Source organism: Bartonella sp. HY406 (genome assembly GCF_025449315.1).
Classification (GTDB): domain Bacteria; phylum Pseudomonadota; class Alphaproteobacteria; order Rhizobiales; family Rhizobiaceae; genus HY038.
The window spans coordinates 255,123-274,646 of record NZ_CP104893.1 but is presented as its reverse complement, the minus strand read 5'-3'; the positions used below and the strand labels follow the sequence as shown (position 1 = coordinate 274,646).

General features: G+C 40.2%; 20 protein-coding genes. 6 read left to right on the top strand and 14 right to left on the bottom strand.

The window, feature by feature from the left end:
- Positions 1-66 precede the first annotated feature (66 nt).
- The 4 genes from N6B01_RS01055 to tkt form a co-directional block, all read right to left on the bottom strand.
- The gene (locus N6B01_RS01055; protein WP_262079504.1) at positions 67-1,095 is read right to left on the bottom strand and encodes a class I fructose-bisphosphate aldolase; all 1,029 of its coding nucleotides are present in this window, start codon (positions 1,093-1,095) and stop codon (positions 67-69) included.
- A gap of 125 nt (positions 1,096-1,220) precedes the next feature.
- Complete coding sequence (locus tag N6B01_RS01050) at positions 1,221-2,411, bottom strand: phosphoglycerate kinase (RefSeq protein WP_262079503.1); 1,191 nt, start codon at positions 2,409-2,411, stop codon at positions 1,221-1,223.
- Between the two features lie 156 nt (positions 2,412-2,567).
- Complete coding sequence (gene gap, locus N6B01_RS01045) at positions 2,568-3,575, bottom strand: type I glyceraldehyde-3-phosphate dehydrogenase (protein WP_182418499.1); 1,008 nt, start codon at positions 3,573-3,575, stop codon at positions 2,568-2,570.
- Between the two features lie 286 nt (positions 3,576-3,861).
- Complete coding sequence (tkt, locus tag N6B01_RS01040; RefSeq protein WP_262079501.1) at positions 3,862-5,844, bottom strand: transketolase; 1,983 nt, start codon at positions 5,842-5,844, stop codon at positions 3,862-3,864.
- A gap of 456 nt (positions 5,845-6,300) precedes the next feature.
- Between tkt and N6B01_RS01035 the strand changes: the two genes are divergently transcribed.
- The 4 genes from N6B01_RS01035 (at position 6,301) to N6B01_RS01020 (ending at position 8,747) form a co-directional block, all read left to right on the top strand.
- Positions 6,301-6,573, top strand: coding sequence for a DUF4164 domain-containing protein (locus N6B01_RS01035; protein ID WP_182418497.1), 273 nt, complete (start codon positions 6,301-6,303; stop codon positions 6,571-6,573).
- Between the two features lie 13 nt (positions 6,574-6,586).
- The gene (locus N6B01_RS01030; RefSeq protein WP_182418496.1) at positions 6,587-6,949 is read left to right on the top strand and encodes a cell division protein ZapA; all 363 of its coding nucleotides are present in this window, start codon (positions 6,587-6,589) and stop codon (positions 6,947-6,949) included.
- 228 nt (positions 6,950-7,177) lie between these two features.
- Entirely contained in the window at positions 7,178-8,344 is a 1,167-nt protein-coding gene (gene zapE / locus N6B01_RS01025; protein WP_262079498.1) for a cell division protein ZapE, read from the top strand.
- Between the two features lie 148 nt (positions 8,345-8,492).
- On the top strand, positions 8,493-8,747 hold the full coding sequence (locus N6B01_RS01020) for a hypothetical protein (RefSeq protein WP_262079496.1): 255 nt from the start codon (positions 8,493-8,495) through the stop codon (positions 8,745-8,747).
- A 153-nt stretch (positions 8,748-8,900) separates the two neighbouring features.
- On the opposite strand, the gene N6B01_RS01015 is transcribed toward N6B01_RS01020, so the two are convergent.
- The 5 genes from N6B01_RS01015 to ugpB form a co-directional block, all read right to left on the bottom strand.
- A complete protein-coding gene (locus N6B01_RS01015) occupies positions 8,901-10,007 on the bottom strand; it encodes a substrate-binding domain-containing protein (RefSeq protein ID WP_262079495.1) in 1,107 nt (368 codons plus the stop codon).
- A 378-nt stretch (positions 10,008-10,385) separates the two neighbouring features.
- Positions 10,386-11,429, bottom strand: a complete 1,044-nt coding sequence (gene ugpC / locus N6B01_RS01010) for a sn-glycerol-3-phosphate ABC transporter ATP-binding protein UgpC (RefSeq protein ID WP_262079494.1) — start codon at positions 11,427-11,429, stop codon at positions 10,386-10,388.
- A 1-nt stretch (position 11,430) separates the two neighbouring features.
- Positions 11,431-12,282, bottom strand: coding sequence for a sn-glycerol-3-phosphate ABC transporter permease UgpE (ugpE, locus tag N6B01_RS01005; RefSeq protein WP_262079493.1), 852 nt, complete (start codon positions 12,280-12,282; stop codon positions 11,431-11,433).
- Positions 12,283-12,293: 11 nt separating this feature from the next.
- Positions 12,294-13,178, bottom strand: coding sequence for a sn-glycerol-3-phosphate ABC transporter permease UgpA (gene ugpA, locus N6B01_RS01000; RefSeq protein ID WP_262079492.1), 885 nt, complete (start codon positions 13,176-13,178; stop codon positions 12,294-12,296).
- Positions 13,179-13,282: 104 nt separating this feature from the next.
- Positions 13,283-14,608: a sn-glycerol-3-phosphate ABC transporter substrate-binding protein UgpB gene (ugpB, locus tag N6B01_RS00995; RefSeq protein WP_262079490.1), complete on the bottom strand. Its 1,326-nt coding sequence runs from the start codon at positions 14,606-14,608 to the stop codon at positions 13,283-13,285.
- 519 nt (positions 14,609-15,127) lie between these two features.
- Between ugpB and N6B01_RS00990 the strand changes: the two genes are divergently transcribed.
- The gene (locus N6B01_RS00990) at positions 15,128-15,655 is read left to right on the top strand and encodes an FxsA family protein (RefSeq protein ID WP_262079489.1); all 528 of its coding nucleotides are present in this window, start codon (positions 15,128-15,130) and stop codon (positions 15,653-15,655) included.
- A 120-nt stretch (positions 15,656-15,775) separates the two neighbouring features.
- Positions 15,776-16,255, top strand: a complete 480-nt coding sequence (gene secB / locus N6B01_RS00985; protein ID WP_182418487.1) for a protein-export chaperone SecB — start codon at positions 15,776-15,778, stop codon at positions 16,253-16,255.
- Between the two features lie 74 nt (positions 16,256-16,329).
- On the opposite strand, the gene dut is transcribed toward secB, so the two are convergent.
- From dut to N6B01_RS00960, 5 genes are all read right to left on the bottom strand, one after another.
- On the bottom strand, positions 16,330-16,794 hold the full coding sequence (dut, locus tag N6B01_RS00980) for a dUTP diphosphatase (protein WP_262079488.1): 465 nt from the start codon (positions 16,792-16,794) through the stop codon (positions 16,330-16,332).
- A gap of 31 nt (positions 16,795-16,825) precedes the next feature.
- Entirely contained in the window at positions 16,826-17,746 is a 921-nt protein-coding gene (locus N6B01_RS00975; protein WP_262079487.1) for a hypothetical protein, read from the bottom strand.
- Between the two features lie 128 nt (positions 17,747-17,874).
- Positions 17,875-18,351, bottom strand: a complete 477-nt coding sequence (locus N6B01_RS00970; protein WP_262079486.1) for a hypothetical protein — start codon at positions 18,349-18,351, stop codon at positions 17,875-17,877.
- Positions 18,348-18,845, bottom strand: a complete 498-nt coding sequence (locus tag N6B01_RS00965) for a hypothetical protein (RefSeq protein ID WP_262079485.1) — start codon at positions 18,843-18,845, stop codon at positions 18,348-18,350. Before N6B01_RS00965 ends, N6B01_RS00970 begins: the two co-directional genes overlap by 4 nt.
- Positions 18,845-19,507, bottom strand: a complete 663-nt coding sequence (locus tag N6B01_RS00960; RefSeq protein ID WP_262079484.1) for a hypothetical protein — start codon at positions 19,505-19,507, stop codon at positions 18,845-18,847. Before N6B01_RS00960 ends, N6B01_RS00965 begins: the two co-directional genes overlap by 1 nt.
- Positions 19,508-19,524: the final 17 nt, after the last annotated feature.

Below are 19,524 nucleotides of genomic sequence, written 5' to 3'. Positions count from 1 at the left end.
CGTTTGAGAACAGCGCTTTTAAAAGCTAAACACTGTATTTCCAAAATTCAACCCAGTTATTTTTGCTTATTTATCACTTTCAGCTGCTTCACTCCACTTACCCAATGAAGCAAGGGAGTTCATTTTGGCGCGGTGGGTAAAGGCGTTTTGACCAGCAAACACATTTTGCGCCTTTCCATCCCAAGCTTTAATTGCTGCTGCTTGCAAAGCGCGACCATACGAAAAACTAAGTGGCCAAGGTAAATTTCCAATTGCATTCATGGCATTAAGATGGGCTGTTGACTCAACGTCACCCTGCCCGCCTGATAAAAACGCAATACCTGCAACGCTCGCTGGCACGGTTTCTTTAAGACACTGCACGGTTTTTAGCGCAACATCTTCAACCGATGCTTTACGGGCTTTTTTGCCATCAATAATCATATTAGGTTTTAATATCATACCATCTAAGGCAATATTTGCGTCATTTAAAGCGATGAAAACTTGTTGAAGTACAAATTTGGTTACTTCATAGCAGCGTTCAATCGAGTGATCCCCCGGCACGCCATCCATGAGCACTTCTGGCTCGACGATTGGTACTATATTATTTTCTTGGCAAAGTGCTGCATAGCGTGCCAAAGCTTGTGCATTTTGTAACACTGCTCCACGGCTTGGTAGGCTTTTGCTATCTATAGCAATTACCGCTCGCCATTTGGCAAAGCGCGCGCCCAATTGATAATATTCTTGCAAGCGATTGCGTAAACCATCCAGCCCTTCGGTAATCGTTTCATTAGCAAAAAGTGCGAGTGGCTTTGCCCCCTCATCCACCTTGATGCCAGGAATTGATCCCGCTGCCTTGATGAGATCGGTCAACATTTGACCGTTTGAAGCCTTTTGACGAATAGTTTCATCATAAAGAATAACGCCAGAAATATAATTTTCCATCGCATCTTTGTCGGAAAATAACATTTCGCGATAGTCACGGCGATTTTCTTCTGTTGATTCAAGATGAATAGCATCAAAGCGCTTTTTAATTGTGCTGTTGCTTTCATCGGCCGCAAGAATACCCTTGCCAGTGGCCACCAATTTTTTGGCAATATCGGCTATACGTTCGCTCATTCACGGCTTCCTATAAGAGTTAATTATATGATTTTGGTAATGATAGGCAGAACAAATATGCTTTCATAAGGCAATGCCTAGATACCAAAAAACTTGGTAACGAGCATTGCCTTGGTGTTTAATCTTTATTTTTCTAGCGCAATAACACCTGGAAGCGGCTTGCCTTCCATCCATTCAAGGAAAGCTCCGCCAGCGGTTGAAATATAGGTAAACTTATCAGCAACGCCAGCATGATTAAGTGCTGACACTGTATCGCCGCCGCCCGCCACCGAAACAAGCTTGCCTAGTTTCGTACGCTCGGCAACGCGTTTTGCAACTTCAACGGTTGCATGATCAAAAGGCGTTAATTCAAACGCACCAAGTGGGCCATTCCACACCACGGTGGAGGCTTCATCAATAACCGCATTGATACGCTCAATCGAATTATCGCCAGCATCCAAAATCATGCCGCCTGCTGGTATTGCATCAATGCCGTAATTGTGATGGTCAGCATTAGCTTCAAACCGACTTGCAACAACCGCATCAATCGGTAGAATAATCGCACAATTTTGCTTTTCGGCCTTAACCATAATAGCACGCGCCGTATCACCAAGTTCATGTTCGCAAAGAGATTTTGCGACGCTATAGCCTTGGGCTGCCAAAAATGTATTGGCCATACCGCCGCCAATAACCAACGCATCAACCTTATCAATAAGATTGTTCAAAAGGTCAATCTTGGTTGAAACCTTGGCTCCACCAACAATTGCGACAACTGGCTTTTTAGGTTGCCCCAAACCTTTTTCCAAGGCTTCCAATTCGCCCTGCATTGCGCGGCCCGCATAGGCTGGCAAGACATGGGCAAGACCTTCAGTGGAAGCATGGGCACGGTGAGCGGCGGAAAACGCATCATTGACGTAAATATCGCCATTAGCTGCCAAAGCTTTAACAAATTCAGGATCGTTTTTTTCTTCACCGGCATGAAAGCGGGTATTTTCAAGCAAAAGAACATCGCCATCTTTCATTGCATCTACGGCTTTTTTAGCTTGCTCGCCAATGCAATCATCTGCAAAAGCAACTTTTTGTCCTAAAACACCTTCAACGGCAGAAATAATCTGCTTCAAGGAATCTTCAGCAACGACTTTACCTTTGGGACGCCCAAAATGAGCAAGCAAAATCACTTTCGCACCATGGTCAGATAGTTCGGTTATCGTGCGTTTAACCCGCTCAATACGGGTAACATCACTTACCTTGCCATCACTTACAGGTACATTCAAATCGACGCGCAAGAGAACGCGTTTTGATTTTACATCAACATCATCTAAAGTTTTAAATGCCACTTATCTTCTCCTCATTGCATTTAGTTAAATGCATTAAATAGCTTGGGCACGCCGCCCTAAAACACTTTAAAAAACAAAACGCCACACATTTTCCAGCTGAAAATGCATGGCGTTATAATATTCACGCGCTAATCTTAAAGGATAAGCGCATCAGCATTAAATGGTCTTTGCCAAAGCAACAGCTGTATCACTCATACGGTTTGAGAAGCCCCATTCATTATCATACCAAGTAAGAATACGGCACATTGTACCTTCCATTACCTTGGTCTGATCGGTGTGGAACACTGAAGAATGTGGATCATGATTGAAATCATGGCTTACCAATTTTTCATCAGTAAAGCCTAAAATACCTTTAAGCTGGCCATTGGCTGCATTACGGATAAGATCATTGATTTCTTCAACTGATGTCGCACGTTTAGCAATGAAAGTAAGGTCCACTACAGAAACATTAGGAGTTGGTACGCGAATAGCAACGCCATCAAGCAGACCTTTAAGTTCAGGCAATACAAGACCAACAGCCTTAGCAGCACCAGTTGAGGTTGGGATCATTGACAAGGCAGCCGCACGAGCGCGATAAAGATCCTTATGCATTGTGTCCAAGGTTGGCTGATCACCCGTATAAGAATGGATGGTGGTCATGAAACCCTTTTCAATGCCAATTGCATCATTCAACACTTTAGCAACAGGTGCCAAGCAATTGGTGGTGCAAGATGCATTAGAAACCACCTTATGATCTGCTGTTAGCTTATCATGGTTTACACCATAAACAACCGTAAGGTCAGCACCATCAGCAGGAGCCGAAACAAGAACGCGCTTTGCGCCAGCTTCAAGATGCATAGCAGCCTTATCGCGTGCGGTGAAAATACCAGTGCATTCAAGAGCGATATCAACATTATTTTCAGCCCAAGGCAGTTCTTTTGGGTCACGAACGGCATAAACCTTGATTGGGCCACGACCAGCATCAATTGTATCGCCGGCAACAGTCACAGTACCAGGAAAACGACCATGCACAGAATCGTAACGGAGAAGATGGGCATTTGTTTCAACTGGACCTAGATCATTAATGGCAACAACTTCGATGTCGGTACGACCGCTTTCGATAATTGCGCGCAAAACATTGCGTCCGATACGGCCAAATCCATTAATAGCTACACGTACTGCCATGGGTATTCTCCTGATTATTGGCATAATTTAAATATATGGCTTTTAAAGCCTATACCAAGTGAATTTATACGATAGTGATTTTATACAAAAAAAGGTAATTTTAAAAGCGATAATCCCATATTAATCTGTGGCATTGGAACGCATGATCTAAACTTAACGCCCAATCTTTGCCAATTAATGACGATTTCTTTTTAGCAACAAATATTTATACCTATTCTTGAAAAAATATATCTTTTAATAAAGGATAAGAAAAAAGCCGGCGGAAAAAACCGCCGGCTTGATGAAATTATTGAAGCTTTTCTTTTGCAGCAGCAACAACAGCATCGCTGGTAATGCCAAAATGCGGATAGAGTTCTTCAATTGGACCACTGGCACCAAAGCCATGCATACCAATAAAGATACCATCATTGCCAATGAAGCTATCCCAACCTTGGCGAATAGCCGCTTCAACTGCAATTTTAACCGGCGCTGAACCAATCAAAGCCTTGCGATAGGATGGTGATTGTTGCTCGAACAATTCAAAACATGGCACCGATACAACGCGAGTTGCAATGCCCTGCTTTTCGAGAATATCACGGGCATTAACCGCAATTTCAACTTCCGAACCGCTGGCAAAAATGGTAACTTTTGCTTCATCGCTTGCAGTTACCAACTCATAGGCCCCAAGACCACAAAGGTTGTCGCTATCAAACTCTTTCCGTAAACTTGGCAAATTTTGACGAGTAAGCGCGATAGTTGATGGAGCTTTGTGGGATTTTAATGCTAATTGCCAGCATTCAACCGTTTCAGTCACATCAGCAGGGCGGAAAACCAAATGATTTGGAATAGCGCGCAAGGAAGCAAGATGCTCAACTGGCTGATGGGTTGGACCATCTTCACCAAGACCAATGGAATCATGGGTCATCACATAGATAACGCGGATACCCATAAGTGATGATAAACGCATTGCAGGGCGCGCATAATCGGCAAAGCACAAGAATGTGCCTGAATAAGGAATGATACCACCATATAGTGCCAAACCATTCATGATTGCGCCCATTGCATGTTCACGCACGCCATAATGCATATAACGGCCAGAAAAATCATCGGGTGTAATGCTTTTGGTCTGGCTGGTCTTAGTATTGTTTGAACCAGTCAAATCAGCCGAACCACCAATGGTTTCATTCACAACACCATTAATGACTTCCAATGCCATTTCAGACGCTTTACGCGTTGCAACGTTTGGCTGATCATTAGCTAGCTTTTGCTTATAAGCATCAATTGCCGCATCAAAATTGCCCGGCAAGTCACCACGCATCAAACGGTCAAATTCTGCACGAGTATTGGCGTCAAGCGCTTCATATTTCTTGGTCCACTCAACGTGTTTCTTTGCCGAGTTAAGACCTGACAAGCGCCAACTATCCAAAACATCTTCAGGCACAATAAATGGTTCGGCAGTCCAATTAAGCGCTTTGCGAGTTGCTGCAATTTCTTCTGCGCCTAGGGGTGAACCATGCACCTTATTGGTGCCAGCCATATGAGGCGAGCCAAAACCAATGGTAGTTTTGCAAGCAATAAAGCTCGGCTTATCCGATTGTTTAGCTTTTGCAATAGCATCAGCAATTGCCTGTTGATCATGACCATCAACATAGAATGTATCCCAACCAACAGCCGCAAAACGCGCTAATTGATCAGTATTGTCAGCAACATTTACATTACCATCAATGGTAATATTATTATCATCCCATAGTAAAATAAGCTTGTTGAGCTTTAAATGACCGGCAAGGGCAATTGCTTCTTGCGAAATACCTTCCATCAAACAGCCATCGCCTGCTAATGCAAAAGTGTAATGGTCGACAAGATCACCAAAACGCGCATTCATCAAACGTTCACCAAGGGCCATGCCAACGGCGTTGGCAATACCTTGACCTAATGGGCCGGTTGTTGTTTCAATACCAGCAGCGTGACCATATTCAGGATGCCCAGCGGTGCGAGCGCCCAATTGACGGAAGTTTTTAATTTCTTCAATTGAAATATCTTCATAGCCAGTTAGATAAAGCAATGAATAAAGCAACATAGAGCCGTGTCCGGCTGAAAGCACAAAGCGATCGCGATTAGGCCAATGAGGCTTTTTAGGATCATGTGACATAAATTGGGTATAAAGCACGGTGGCAATATCAGCCGCACCCATTGGTAGGCCGGGATGGCCAGAATTGGCTTTTTGTACGGCATCGATGGAAAGAAAGCGGATGGCATTGGCCATCTGGTTTTGTTTCTCTGAATTTGTCATGAGCTTATTTTTCGCTTAATCTGGCATTGACGGGATGGGTGTAAACACGCCTTTTAAAAAGACTTAACCACAAATATCACTTAGGGCGGTTAAGTCAACATTAACGACAAATATACCTTATTTCAATAACAGTTTGTGTATTATTTGCTCCTATAACTTTCGTTCAATAATTATTTTAAACCTTTGGCAAAACACAATTGCCGGTTTTAAAAACTCATGCCAAACTCATAAGAAAACGTCTACAATCAATGAAAGTCCATTATTATATCGGACAATTTGAAAGATAAGTGGAATAAAATAAATTAACATCTTTCGTAATTTGCATGATTCGATTATGAAAGAACTTTAGGTGATTTTAAATTGGGCAAATCACTTAAATTACATTGTGATAAAAGCGAGAATAAAGGGTAGATGGATTTTTATCCATATGCTTTAATAGATAGGGTATAAAAGCCAATGGCAGTCAATACATCGTTAGAACAGGCGCTTGAGCATATGTCGCGTGCCCTTAACATGCTTGAAAATGCCGTCGAGGCTCGTATTGAAGCACAAAGCGACATGCAAGAATTTGAGGAAGAAGTGCAACGGCTAAATGCCGACCGCTCGCGCTTGGCGCAAGAACTCGACAGGGCTGAATCGCGCGGAGAGCGCCTTGAACAAGCCAATAAGGAAGTGTCCCGCCGCCTGATCACGGCAATGGAGACCATTAGAGCAGTTATCGAGCGATAGGAAAGTTAAAACCATGGCAACAGTGATGGTCACAATTGATGGCAAAACCTATCGTATGGCATGCGATGAGGGACAAGAGGAACATTTAGCGGGCTTAGCTGCCCGACTTGATCGCTATATTAGCCATTTAAAATCATCATTTGGTGAAATTGGCGATCATCGCCTATCGGTCATGGCGGGTATTATGGTCATGGATGAAATGACTGAAATTGAAAAGCGTGTCGAATATTTAGAAGACCAGAATGCCCAGCTCACTGCTGAGCAAGAAAACACTTCTTCCAATATTTCGCAGCAGGAACAAGCTTTTATCACACTTATTGATGAAGCTGCCAAGCGCATTGAAGGTCTTGCCATGCGGATTGCGCCAACAAAGTAGGTTTTAAACGACAGCTCATAACAATTAACAAAGACATTTTGTGCTAAAACCAGTTTTGACTATTTTTTAAAAAAGCTACTGGGAGATGCGAATGTTTACCATTTGCAACAAAAAACCTTATAAACACTTGCCTTTAGACGTTTTTTTAGCTCATATATAGATTGACACAATAAAACGCATAATGCGTTAATTAAAGTGAGCAAAAATAGCTTAGTGGAGTCGAATTTTATGGATTTGGTTAGTCATCGCTATAAGGCACTTATTGCATCTGGGGAAATTAATGAAGATCCTGCGCAAGTCAAGTTGGTGGCTGAATTTGATAAGTTGATTGATCGTTTGCGCGAAAAAAATCTTTCTCGCAAATCAAGTCCACTTGGTTGGCTATTCGGCAAACGCAAAGCCGCACAAGAACCCATTCAAGGTCTTTACATTTATGGTGAAGTTGGGCGCGGTAAAACCATGCTTATGGATTTATTTTTTTCCTGCTTGCCCCAAGGTGATAAAAGACGCGCCCATTTTAATGACTTTATGAATGATGTCCATGACCGCATCAACCAACATCGCCAAGCTTTAAATCGTGGTGAAACCAAACAAAATGATCCAATTCCTGTGGTGGCTGATGCTTTGGCAAAAGAAGCTCATATCTTGTGCTTTGACGAATTTACCGTAACCGACATTGCCGATGCAATGATTTTAGGGCGCCTATTCACTGCACTTTTTGATAAGGGCGTAACCCTTATTGCAACTTCAAACGTTGCGCCAGATAATCTTTACCGCAATGGCTTAAATCGGCAATTATTTGTGCCATTTATCGCAATTTTAAAAAAACAAGTCGAGGTTTATAATCTTGATGCGCCAACTGATTATCGCCTTGAAAAAAATGGCCGTGAGCCAGTTTATGTTTCGCCACTTGGCAATGAAGCGCAAAAATTAATGGATGCGGCTTGGCAAAATGTCATCGGTGATGAAAAAGCAGAGGCGAGCGAAATATCAGTACGTGGCCACTTGGTGGAAATACCCAAAGCGACCAAGGATTGCGCAAGATTTGAATTTTTCGATCTTTGTTCAAAGCCCCTTGCTGCCTTTGACTATATGGCACTTGCAGCACAATATCGCACATTTTTCATGGATAATGTACCAATACTTGATGATACGCGCCGCAATGAAACCAAGCGCTTTATTTTATTTATTGATACGCTGTATGACCATCATGCGCGGCTTTTTATCTCAGCGGCGGCTACGGCTGACAAGCTTTATGAAGGACGTTCTAATACAACTGAAACATTCGAGTTTGAGCGCACCGCATCACGCCTCTTTGAAATGCAAAGTGAAGAATATTTGCGCGAGTGGGCAGAGGGCGACCCGAGGAAGAAGCAAAAGAATGAAGCAGAGTAAAATGACTGTCCTGTTATATTCCCTCGCCCTATCTTGATAAGGATCCATCATGGCTTTACACGCGCTTGATTTATGGAAAATAGACGAGACACTATTTTTTGATTGCGCCCATTTGTAAGATTTCTATTTTAATCAAGATCTCTTACAAATGGTTATTGTTTTTAGCAATAATGATCGTAAAGTTGAACTTATCTTTGACCAAGGTTGGCGCACGATTGATATTTACTTAACAATATCAGGTAGCTTAGTAAGTGCCATCCATTTAAAACCAACCCAATATTTACAAATAGAAAACAATCTTATTTTATTGGGTGATGAAGAAATTATCAAAGACAGTCACCATACAATCATTGATACAAATGCACTCACGACAAGCGTAGAAATTGGTAAAGCATATTTTTAGGTAATATAACATCACGTAAAAATATTACCAAAAAATTTTGATTGGTGAAAATTGTAAACATGGTATTTTAAAAATATGAGACTTAGGGTCAGGCCAAGAAGTACTTAATTCTATTGAAACAACAAACATTGATATTAGATATTGGAAAAACTTTTAATCGCAATACCGATAAAGATCACGCATTGGTGTTTTACTAAACGTGCGCGTCATAAAACATTTGGCTTTTTCATAAGAATTTGCATCATCAATAATTTCAACTGTTTCTTTATGGCTAAAAGATCCACTCGCAACCCCACCCTTTGGAATAGTTTTTAACACATTGTCCAATTCATCACTGGTAATTTTAAGATATGGAATAAATAAACGTTTCTTATCGGCGCTTTTACCATCTAGAATATGTTGAGCCAGCCAAAATGCTGCATCAACAATCGCCGGTGGTGCACTTATAGAAATTGTTTCATAACCATTGAGTTTATGCTGCTCTTGCCACAATTGTAATTCATTTTGATTGCCCGACATAACGATAGTTGGTAGTGGCCGTTTTGCTGCAAGAAAGGCTTGTGCAACTTCATAGCCATAATCCCCCGAAACAAGTGCAGCGTCAATAGAAGGCAAGTCCGTTAAAATATTACTAACTGCTTTTTGCGTCTCACCTTCACCTTGTCTTGCTAAGACAGATGCGACCGGTTTAAAATGAACAAATCTCGATAATCCACCTATGCTACCGTTTTCAATTTCTTCGGCAATAGGATCATTGAGCGGAGCAGTTACAAACACAAAATTAAAGTGATTAGAAAAGTGTTGTCGAAAATATTCAACACGCTTCTCTCCAATTTCATCAAAATCAGAAACAACCTGCCATGCACATGGTTCACTGATTGTAGCACCCAAAAAAACAATAATTATATGAGCAGCACAAGCTTCTGTGACTAATTCACCCAAAGAGGCGGGTTTGCTTAAAAAACTAGGCGCGGTCGCATCAATAATGATAGCATCATAACCTTGTGCAATAATATCCCGAAATTTCGCCTTTTGCTCACTTTTTTTATCCGCAAGCACTGTAAAAACATCGGCCTTTGCAATGATACCACTTTTAATCGCTTCATTTGTAGTTTTTGTAAAACTTTCAAGCATGGCCTGATGCCAAGCGTCACCTGCATATATGTTGAACAGAGCAATTTTTTTATTTTCGGTTCCCGCATTTGCAAAATTACCACTTAATAATAGAATAAATAATATGAATAATAAATAATGCCGCATTTTATACTCCCGCTAAATACAATAAATTTAATACTCGAATAATATTCATCATAAGATTAAGGTTAGAAAGCAATATTTATGGGACTTATGGTCAGGGCCTATTAATTTAAACGAAATGATGGTGAAAATTTTTGTGAGAACCCAAAGGTTAAATGCGAAAAGAGCCGCCGAGAAATATAAATATTATCAAGGCTCTTCGACAAAGTTATCGCAAAAATTTAACATATCCTGAAAGGACACAAAAACAGCTGTAATCTACTACATCAGAAAGCTCAAATGGGTATACCACCCACTTTTCGCTTCCCCCCCTTTGAATTTAAAATGAATATATTTTTGCTGTTTAATGTGCTTGTTTCTTTTAATTAATAGGTTCTACCCCTAATCCTCCACCCGCAAACCGCTTTGCTTATTAAAGGGGTGAAGATCTTTGAGCGACACAGAAAACTGTAAATTCCCTTCATTATTTTGCTGTAAACGATCCGGCAATTCAATGGTTAATTGTTGCCCTTGCCACTCAACCAGAATTTGACAACCTGCACCGATTAATTCCACCAGCAAAATTTTAACATTAAAATTGAGGCAATCTTGACGGGGCTCACCCAATGACACAGCGCCGGGTCTAAAGCCAATATAATCGGCCTCTTTACTAAACACCATGCCATCTCCACCAATGGCGCTTAACACTGACCGATCTAAAAAATTCATCTGCGGCGAACCGATAAAACTAGCCACAAATAAGGTTTTAGGCTTATCATAAATATCAACTGGCAAGCCCATTTGCTCAATTTTACCCTTATTCATCACCACCAATTTATCCGCCAAGGTCATAGCTTCTAATTGGTCATGGGTTACATAAAGGCTCGTAGTTTTTAAACGCCTTTGCAAGGTTTTAATCTCTACGCGCATTTGACCGCGCAATTTGGCATCAAGGTTAGATAATGGTTCATCAAAAAGAAATAATTTAGGTTTGCGCACAATAGCGCGCCCCATCGCCACACGTTGACGCTGACCACCCGATAATTGCCGGGGTTTACGATCTAAAAACGGTTCAATTTCTAGCATCTTGGCGGCTTCCATAATGCGTCTATCACGCTCATCCTTTGGCGTTTTGCGATTTTTTAGACCATATTCAAGATTACCGCGCACGCTCATATGCGGATAAAGCGCGTAATTTTGAAAAACCATCGCAATATCACGCTCGGCTGGCTCGATATTATTAACCAGCTTGTCACCAATATATAATTCACCGCCGCTAATTTGCTCAAGACCTGCCACCATGCGCAATAAGGTGGATTTGCCACAGCCAGAGGGCCCAACCAAAACCACTAACTCACCATCATTAACTGATAGGTTAAGTCCTTCAATCACGGTAATGCCATTATCATATTGTTTTTTTATGTTAGAAAGCTTTATCGAAGCCATCTCATTTCTCCGTTTCAATCAGGCCCTTAACAAACAAGCGTTGCATCGACACAATCACTATAATAGGCGGCAACATGGCAAGCACTGCAACTGCCATTAAAATATTCCATTTGGGGTCATATTGTACCGATTCCACAAAAAGCTGGCGCATCACCACCAAAATTGTTTGATATTTAGCGTCAGTAGTGACAATAAGCGGCCATAAATATTGCACCCAACCATAAACAAACTGAATAATAAATAATGCCGCCAAATTAACCCGGCTTAGCGGCAATAAAATATCCTTAAAGAATTTAAATGGTCCTGCCCCGTCAATTCGCGCCGCTTCCAATAATTCATCGGGTACCGTTAAAAAGAACTGTCTGAATAAAAAGGTAGCTGTAGCCGAAGCGATCAGCGGAATAATCATACCCGCATAAGAATTAATCAGCCCCAAATCGGCAACCACTTTAAATGTGGGCACAATACGCACCTCAACTGGCAGCATCAAAGTTACAAAAATCAATGCAAAAGCGGTTTTACGAAATGGAAAACGCATATAGACGATAGCATAGGCGGAAATGATCGAAATCGCAATTTTACCAATTGAAATTCCCATTGCCATAATAAATGAATTCGTTAATAGCGGTGCCACCGCTGGTAAACCCATTTTTGTCATGCCGTCGCCAAGCACCAATGTATAATTTTCAATAGCATGACCACCGGGCAAAAGCGGTAATGTGCCAGTAGAAAATGCATCGGAACCATGGGTTGACGCAATGATGGCAATATAAACGGGAAAGCAGGTAATAATGATACCTACAATGAGGATAAAATAAGTAAGGAACACCATAAAAGGTCGATTTTCTACCATGATGGAACTCCTTAATACTGCACACGCCGCTCAACAAAGCGGAATTGAAAAATAGTAAGCGCAATAACTAAAATCATCAAAACGGTTGATTGCGCAGCAGAAACGCCGATCATTTGATTTTTATAACCATCATCAAAAACCTTATAGACAAGAGTATTGGTTGCCTGTGCCGGTCCACCTTGAGTGGTGCCATCGATAATTGCAAAAGTATCAAACATCACATAATTTATATTAATAATTAAAAGGAAAAAAGTTGTTGGCGATAATTGTGGAAAGACAATAGTCCAAAAACGTTTTATTGGCCCAGCCCCGTCAATTGCAGCAGCTTCAATTTGAGATTTTGGTATGGATTGCAAGCCGGCAAGAAAAAACAAAAAATTATAAGAAATTTGCTTCCAACTTGCAGCGATAATGATGAGTATCATCGCTTGAGTACCATTTACACGATGGTTCCAATTAACATCAATAAAATGTAATAAATAGGGTATTGTGCCAATGGTTGGATGGAAAAGAAACAACCACAAAACACCCGCAATGATCGGCGCAACTGCATAAGGCCATAAGAGCATTGTCGTATAAAATGATTTTGCTTTAATAACCCGATCGGCGGCAACAGCAAGCAATAGCGATATTCCCATGGAAAGTACCGTCACCGATACGGCAAAAATAACAGTCACATAAATGGCATGGAAATAGGCAGGGCTTGAAAAAATGCGAATATAATTATCAAAGCCGACAAATACAGTTTTAAAGCCAAATGGATCTTCACGCTGGAAAGATGAAATTATACCCTGTGCAGCCGGCCATAAAAAGAAGAAAAACGTTACCGCTAATTGCGGTGCCAATAGCCAATAGGGCAGCGTATTGTTTTTAAAATAGACCCGTTTTTCTTGCATAGTGCTTTTTTTCCAAATTTTAAGTATGGCCAATCAGCCTAAAAAAATGAAAGAGGAAATGCCCTTAAATGGCCATTTCCTCGGTTTTAAAATGCGCTTACTAGCTATTGATTAGCAGCTTCAAACTCACGCAATATTTGATTGCCGCGTGAAACGGCCTCGTCAAGCGCTGCCTTTGGTTGCTTTGACCCATTAAGGACAGCTTCTAATTCCTGATCAAGGATAGAGCGAATTTGTGGCATATTACCAAAACGCACGCCTTTTGAATTTTCTGTCGGTGGATTTAAATTAATTTGCTTGATAGCTATTTCAGTGCCGGGATTTTTTTCATAAAAACCTTGGCTTTTGCTCAGCTCATAAGCTGCTTTGGTAATTGGCAAATAGCCGGTATTTTGGTGCCAACGCGCTTGATTTTCTGGCAAGGACAAGAAATTTAAAAATTTGGCTGCGCCCTTATATTGCTCATCCTTATGTCCTTGCAATACCCAAAGCGATGCACCACCAATGATCGAGTTTTGCGGAGCGCCTTTTACATCAGCATAATAAGGCAACATGCCAAAGCCCACATCGAACTTAGCTTGCTTGACAATACCGCCGCGCGAACCCGATGATTGCATAAACATGGCACAATTTTGTGCAACAAACATTGGTGCAGAATCAAGAGCGCCAGCAGGACCGCCATAACGGAAAGTGCCATTATCCGACCATTTTTTCAGGTCTTTCCATAGGCGCTCTTGCAAGTCACCATTAAAAGTTAAAGTTGCATCTAATCCACCAAAGCCATTTTCTTTGGTGCCATAAGGAACATTATGCAAGGCCGAGAAATTCTCAAGTCCAATCCAATGAGCAGCATAAGTCATGGTAAAGCCGCAACTTGCTGCCTTTGAATCAAGAATTTTCTTAGAAAAAGCTTCAATGTCTTCCCAAGTTGTTGGTGCTTTTTCCGGATCAAGTCCAGCCTTTTTAAAAACGTCTTTATTATAATAAAGGATAGGTGTTGAAGAATTAAACGGCATAGACAGCATTTTGCCGTCAGTATCGGTATAATAGCCACTAACAACAGGCAGATAAGCAGATGGATCAAAAGCCTCTTTGGTTTCTTCCATCAATTTATATACAGGATAAACAGCGCCCTTAGCTGCCATCATCGTGCCAGTGCCTACTTCGTAAATTTGCACGAGTACTGGCTGTTGCTTAGCACGAAAGGCAGCAATCGTTGCAATCATGCTTTCTTCATATTCACCGCGAAAAGATGGCACAACCTTATATTCTGTCTGGCTTTTATTAAAATCATTGGCAAGGCTTTCAACTTCCTGCCCGAGCTGACCACTCATTGAATGCCAAAAAGTAATTTCTGTTTGCGCAAATGCAGTACTCATTGAAAGCGCTGATACAATTGCGGCAATACCAAATTTAACCAAAAAACCCATAACCTACTCCAAAGTTAGATCCAAATTCTCATAAAATATATGACCAGCCATGTATTTTGGCTCATTCAATCTCTTGGAGTTACCGCTTGCTTATTGCAAATTTATTACATTTTGTTGAATTAAAAAATGGCTCCTCCAAGTTGAACTGTTTCCTCAAACTGCAACTTTATTCAACAAAAAATTTGTAGCAATATTTTTAAGAAAATACAAATCTTTAGCTATTGAAATATCAAAAAGGGTTAACGCAGTTGGCATTGCGCTAAATACTGATAACATCACTGCCAAATGCAAATATCCAACCATTAGATTATATAAACATTACCCACCCCTCAATCGGTGAGCATCAAAAGGCAAAGCTGCACTTTAAATTATATATTTAATAATTATATTAAAACTTCAGCCGCTGGTAATTTAAGCGGGTATTAGCTTTTATTTTATAAGATAGATTGTAAAATCTTAGCTAGCTATAATTTTGTTAAGTTTAGAGGCGACTGCGCTGTTGATTAAAAGGCATTACTAATGAAGCTGCGTTTATTTGGATTTGTATTTTTTGCAGCTTTTTTTATTGAAGTTGCAAGCATTATAGTTGTTGGAAGACAAGTCGGCGTACTTTGGACGTTATTACTATTGTTTTTGGGAATGGTAATTGGGGGATCATTGATCGCAAAATCAGGCCGCGATATGATAACGCAAGTTCAAATAGAGCTTACAGCAGGAAGAAATCCCGACCAACACATGGTTAAAGGTTTAATGACCTTTATTGCCGGTATTTTGCTTTTTATTCCGGGCTTTGTAACGGATATTTTGGCAATTATTTTGCTCATTCCTTTTGTGCAAGAAAAATTGCTAAAATTCATGAAGAACCACACCAAACTTAACACAAAATATTACGCAGACCATCAAACAAGTAATCGTCGAGGTTATTCATCAACAGAGGATGGCGAAATAATCATTGATCTTGATAGTAATGATTATCGCAGTGAAAATGATGAAAAGCGTGACATTAAATACATAAGTGACACTAAAAACGATGATAACTTGCGATAATCCTAAAAAAAACGTAAAACTATTTCCAGCTTTTCTTGCCATAATTGTACTTACGTGATAGCGAATAATATATTCCAACGCTGGCGGGCCGTTGTTCGCCTTTAAAAGAAGGTAGTGTTTATGTCTGAAACAGATGCAAACAATAATGGTGCAACTGCACCTAGTCTTAATATTTTAACGCAATATATCCGCGATTTTTCTTTTGAAAGTCCAAATGCGCCAAATTCATTGCGCTTGCGTGATAATGCTCCGCCAATCAATATTGCTGTAAATGTTAACGCCAATGAAATGGGCGATGACATGTATGACGTTGTGCTTTCATTAAATGCACGTGCAGGCGATGAAAAAGACGTTATGTTCAATATTGAACTCGTTTATGGCGGCGTGTTCCGCGTGCAAAACTTCCCGCAAGAACATGTAATGCCGGTTGTTTTCATTGAATGCCCACGCTTGCTTTTCCCATTTGCGCGTGAAATCATTGCTGGCATTACTCGCAGTGGCGGCTTCCCACCATTGATGATTGACCCAATTGACTTTGCAGCAATTTTCCAACAGCGCATGGCTGAAGAAAATGCACGTCAACAGGTGCAAACAAACTAATCTTTAAAATGCAAAATGCCTCAAATGAAAATTTGAGGCATTTTTTTTAATTTACTTTAAAATTAGCTAGTGCCCTAATGATGTCCAGTTGAGCCAAAGCCTTTTTCGCCGCGCTCTGTTTGCGAAACTTCTTGTCGCTCTTCGCACTGTAACTGCACAACAGGCGCAATTACCGCTTGTGCAATACGCATAGCACGGGTGATTCTAAATTCTTCTTCACCTAAATTAATCAAAAGCACCTGAATTTCACCACGATAATCGCTATCAATAGTACCAGGCGTATTAAGGCAGGTTATGCCATGCTTTAAAGCAAGACCAGAGCGTGGTCTGATCTGCACTTCATAACCCAATGGAATTTCAAAAATCAAACCAGTTGGCACCAAAATGCGCCGGCCTGGGTTTAAAATAATCTGACGGTCTTTTGGGAGCGCAGCGCGTAAATCCATTCCTGCCGCACCTGCCGTTTCATAGGCAGGTAGATCCAAACCATTGCTATGATCAAGGCGGATAATACCAAGTTTAGGGAGGTGAGCAGACATCATCAATCCTTTTTAAAATTAAAGGTAAATATCACCTATATTCCAAATATTGTAGTCCTTTTAGTTGAAAATTTAGAAAAATTGTAGTTTGTTTACCTTTTTTATTTTCATTATTTAGAACCGAAGGAGGTGTAGAAACAATATAAACAGTTATTGGCTTGACTTTATTTTTTCCTTCAAGTCCACCGGAATTTGTAAGCAGATCTTCATAAAGGCTTGACTTTTTGTCCAGGTTTTCAATTATCCTGCTATTAATTAGGAAACTAGGCCTTATTTCCCTATCATCAACTCTCAAACAATTGTTAAAGCGAATACTAAAATTATTATTTTTAACATTATTAACCCATGCTAAACCATGATAAATCCGAAGTGATTTTGGTAGACGAGTAATATCTTGTCCATCAATTTTAATAAATAAATCATCAGTACTAATAATAGTACCATCTGGCATTGAAATTTCATCATTACAATTGCCTAAATATTTATCAACAACTACACTTAAACGAAGATTACGCTTTTTTACTATTATATTGTTTATTTTATTTTTTTTAATTTTTGAAAATCCATTTGAAAATCCGTCACCTTCATTTTCTTTTTTAGGATCATTATTAGCTTTTAAATTTATATCTAAATTTAAAGAGTAGCTATCGCTTTCATATTGGCTAATAGTACCAACATTATGCTTTTTTGCATTTAAATTTTCCTTTTTGGTAAAATCTTTTGCTATTTTGCACTCATTGCTATGCATTCCTATCACTCTAAAATGAGGGGATACCTTTATTCCTTTCACAGGACGTCCAAGATTAGCACATGTAACACGAGCATCGCAATTCGGATCTGGGCACTGAAAATTTTGCTTTGATGTAATAAACCCTTCTGCAAATTTTTTCTTTGCAGATATTATCGATATATTTTCTTTTAAATCTAAAGAAAATGCATGAATTAAAGTCATATTCTATACCTCATAATTTAAATTCAAATAAAGCTTAAATATTAAATATTAAATATAGATATAAAAATATGTCAATAAATTTAATTTTTATTATTTCAATAATACTATGAAATATTTAAAAAATTCAATCAAGGACAATCTTCCGACATTTTATCAATAAAAACAGTTGCCTCAAAAATGCGATCATCATCCTTGTCTGAATAACGATAAGTACCGCAAAGGCGGTGCCCACACTCCATTACACGTAATTGTTGAAAGGCCTTATTGGTGCAATCTGTATCAAATACAATATCATCATGCACCATCGTTGTACGGCTTTTGCAAGATGCTTGTTGGGCTGGCGGCAGTGCAATATTAACGCCATTTTTAGCGTCTTCTGCGCTATAGCAACGATTTAACTCTCTTTTCTCAATTGTTAAATTGGGCGTTAGCATCGGTTCAAACCAAGTGATACTGTAAAGGCCGGGGGTAAAGGTTTCAGCAATCGCATCGCGAGCTTTGCCTTCTATGAGCCGATCTGTATCAAGCAAACCACTAGCTCCATGAGCGATTGGCATAAATGAAAATATGACCAATAAAATAACAGATAATATACGCAACATCATTCCTCACAATCACTCATACGTTTTGCTGTAACATAGGCAACGGAATGAAGTTGATAAGCTAAATCTTGCGGCGCAACTCCATAATTAAGTGGCCCCTCATAAATGCCATCTCCTTTATGATCTAGGCTGAAACTTAGGTGGCTATAAATATCTTGTCCTTCATCACAAATATAATTAATGTCAATATTATCTGCAGCAAATCGATTGCCACGAAGAACGCAGCGACCCTTTAAAGGCTTGGGCGTGAACGGAATTGCCGCTTGATCCATACCCTTTTTCAAACACACTTCAACCGTATTTGTTTGCGGATGAATAGATGTTTCATCACGCGTAAGGCTGGTAACGGTAAATTGCCATTTACCAAAAGATTGATACTCGCCTTCAAGGCGGGTTCCTGGCACATAATTGGGAGCACCTTGCGCCATGACCTGAAAGGTTGACAAAAGATAGCTTAAAATTGCCAGTATCAATAGACGGTTCCATTTTATTACCATTACCGAATACCCATGCCTAGCGCAGTAGCACGCCCAAGCCACGCGCCAATAATCTGTAACTCCTCAAAAGTATAGCCCTTATCCTTTAGCACGCGGTCAGATGCGGCTAGCTCACCCATATCAGGTTCAAAAGCAATTTTATTGCCATAATAGCGCATAAGATCGCTATATTCAGTCATTGTCATCGGGGGATCAAGATAAAGAGGACCATCATTTAAAACCGATTGGACATAATCCTTGGCAAACTCGCTGTTTTTGCCGCCAGCGCCAGCTTGATCCCAGAAATAGGCACCAAAAAGGTTGATGAATTTAAAACTTTTATCATCCTGCATACGCTTGCTAAAAACTTCGTTGGCCTTATCAAACTGCGCTTTGGTAATATTATATTCAGCCTTTAACGCATCATCATTATCAAGGGGCATTTTTTTATAAAACCCATTATAAGAAATACGCGTATAAAGCTGTAGCGATACACCATCAACATCATCCAATAATGCCTTATCAAAATCAGCATCATTTTTTGCCACGGGTGGTGGTACTTCATGGGCAGATTGAATTGCCGCATCTGGTATTGGCGCAGCCACTACGATTGTTGATGTAATTGTTGATAAGCTAGCCAATAGGCCCGCTGCCAAAATAACTGAAAGAGCTTTTTTCATCATCCACCATTTGATTATTT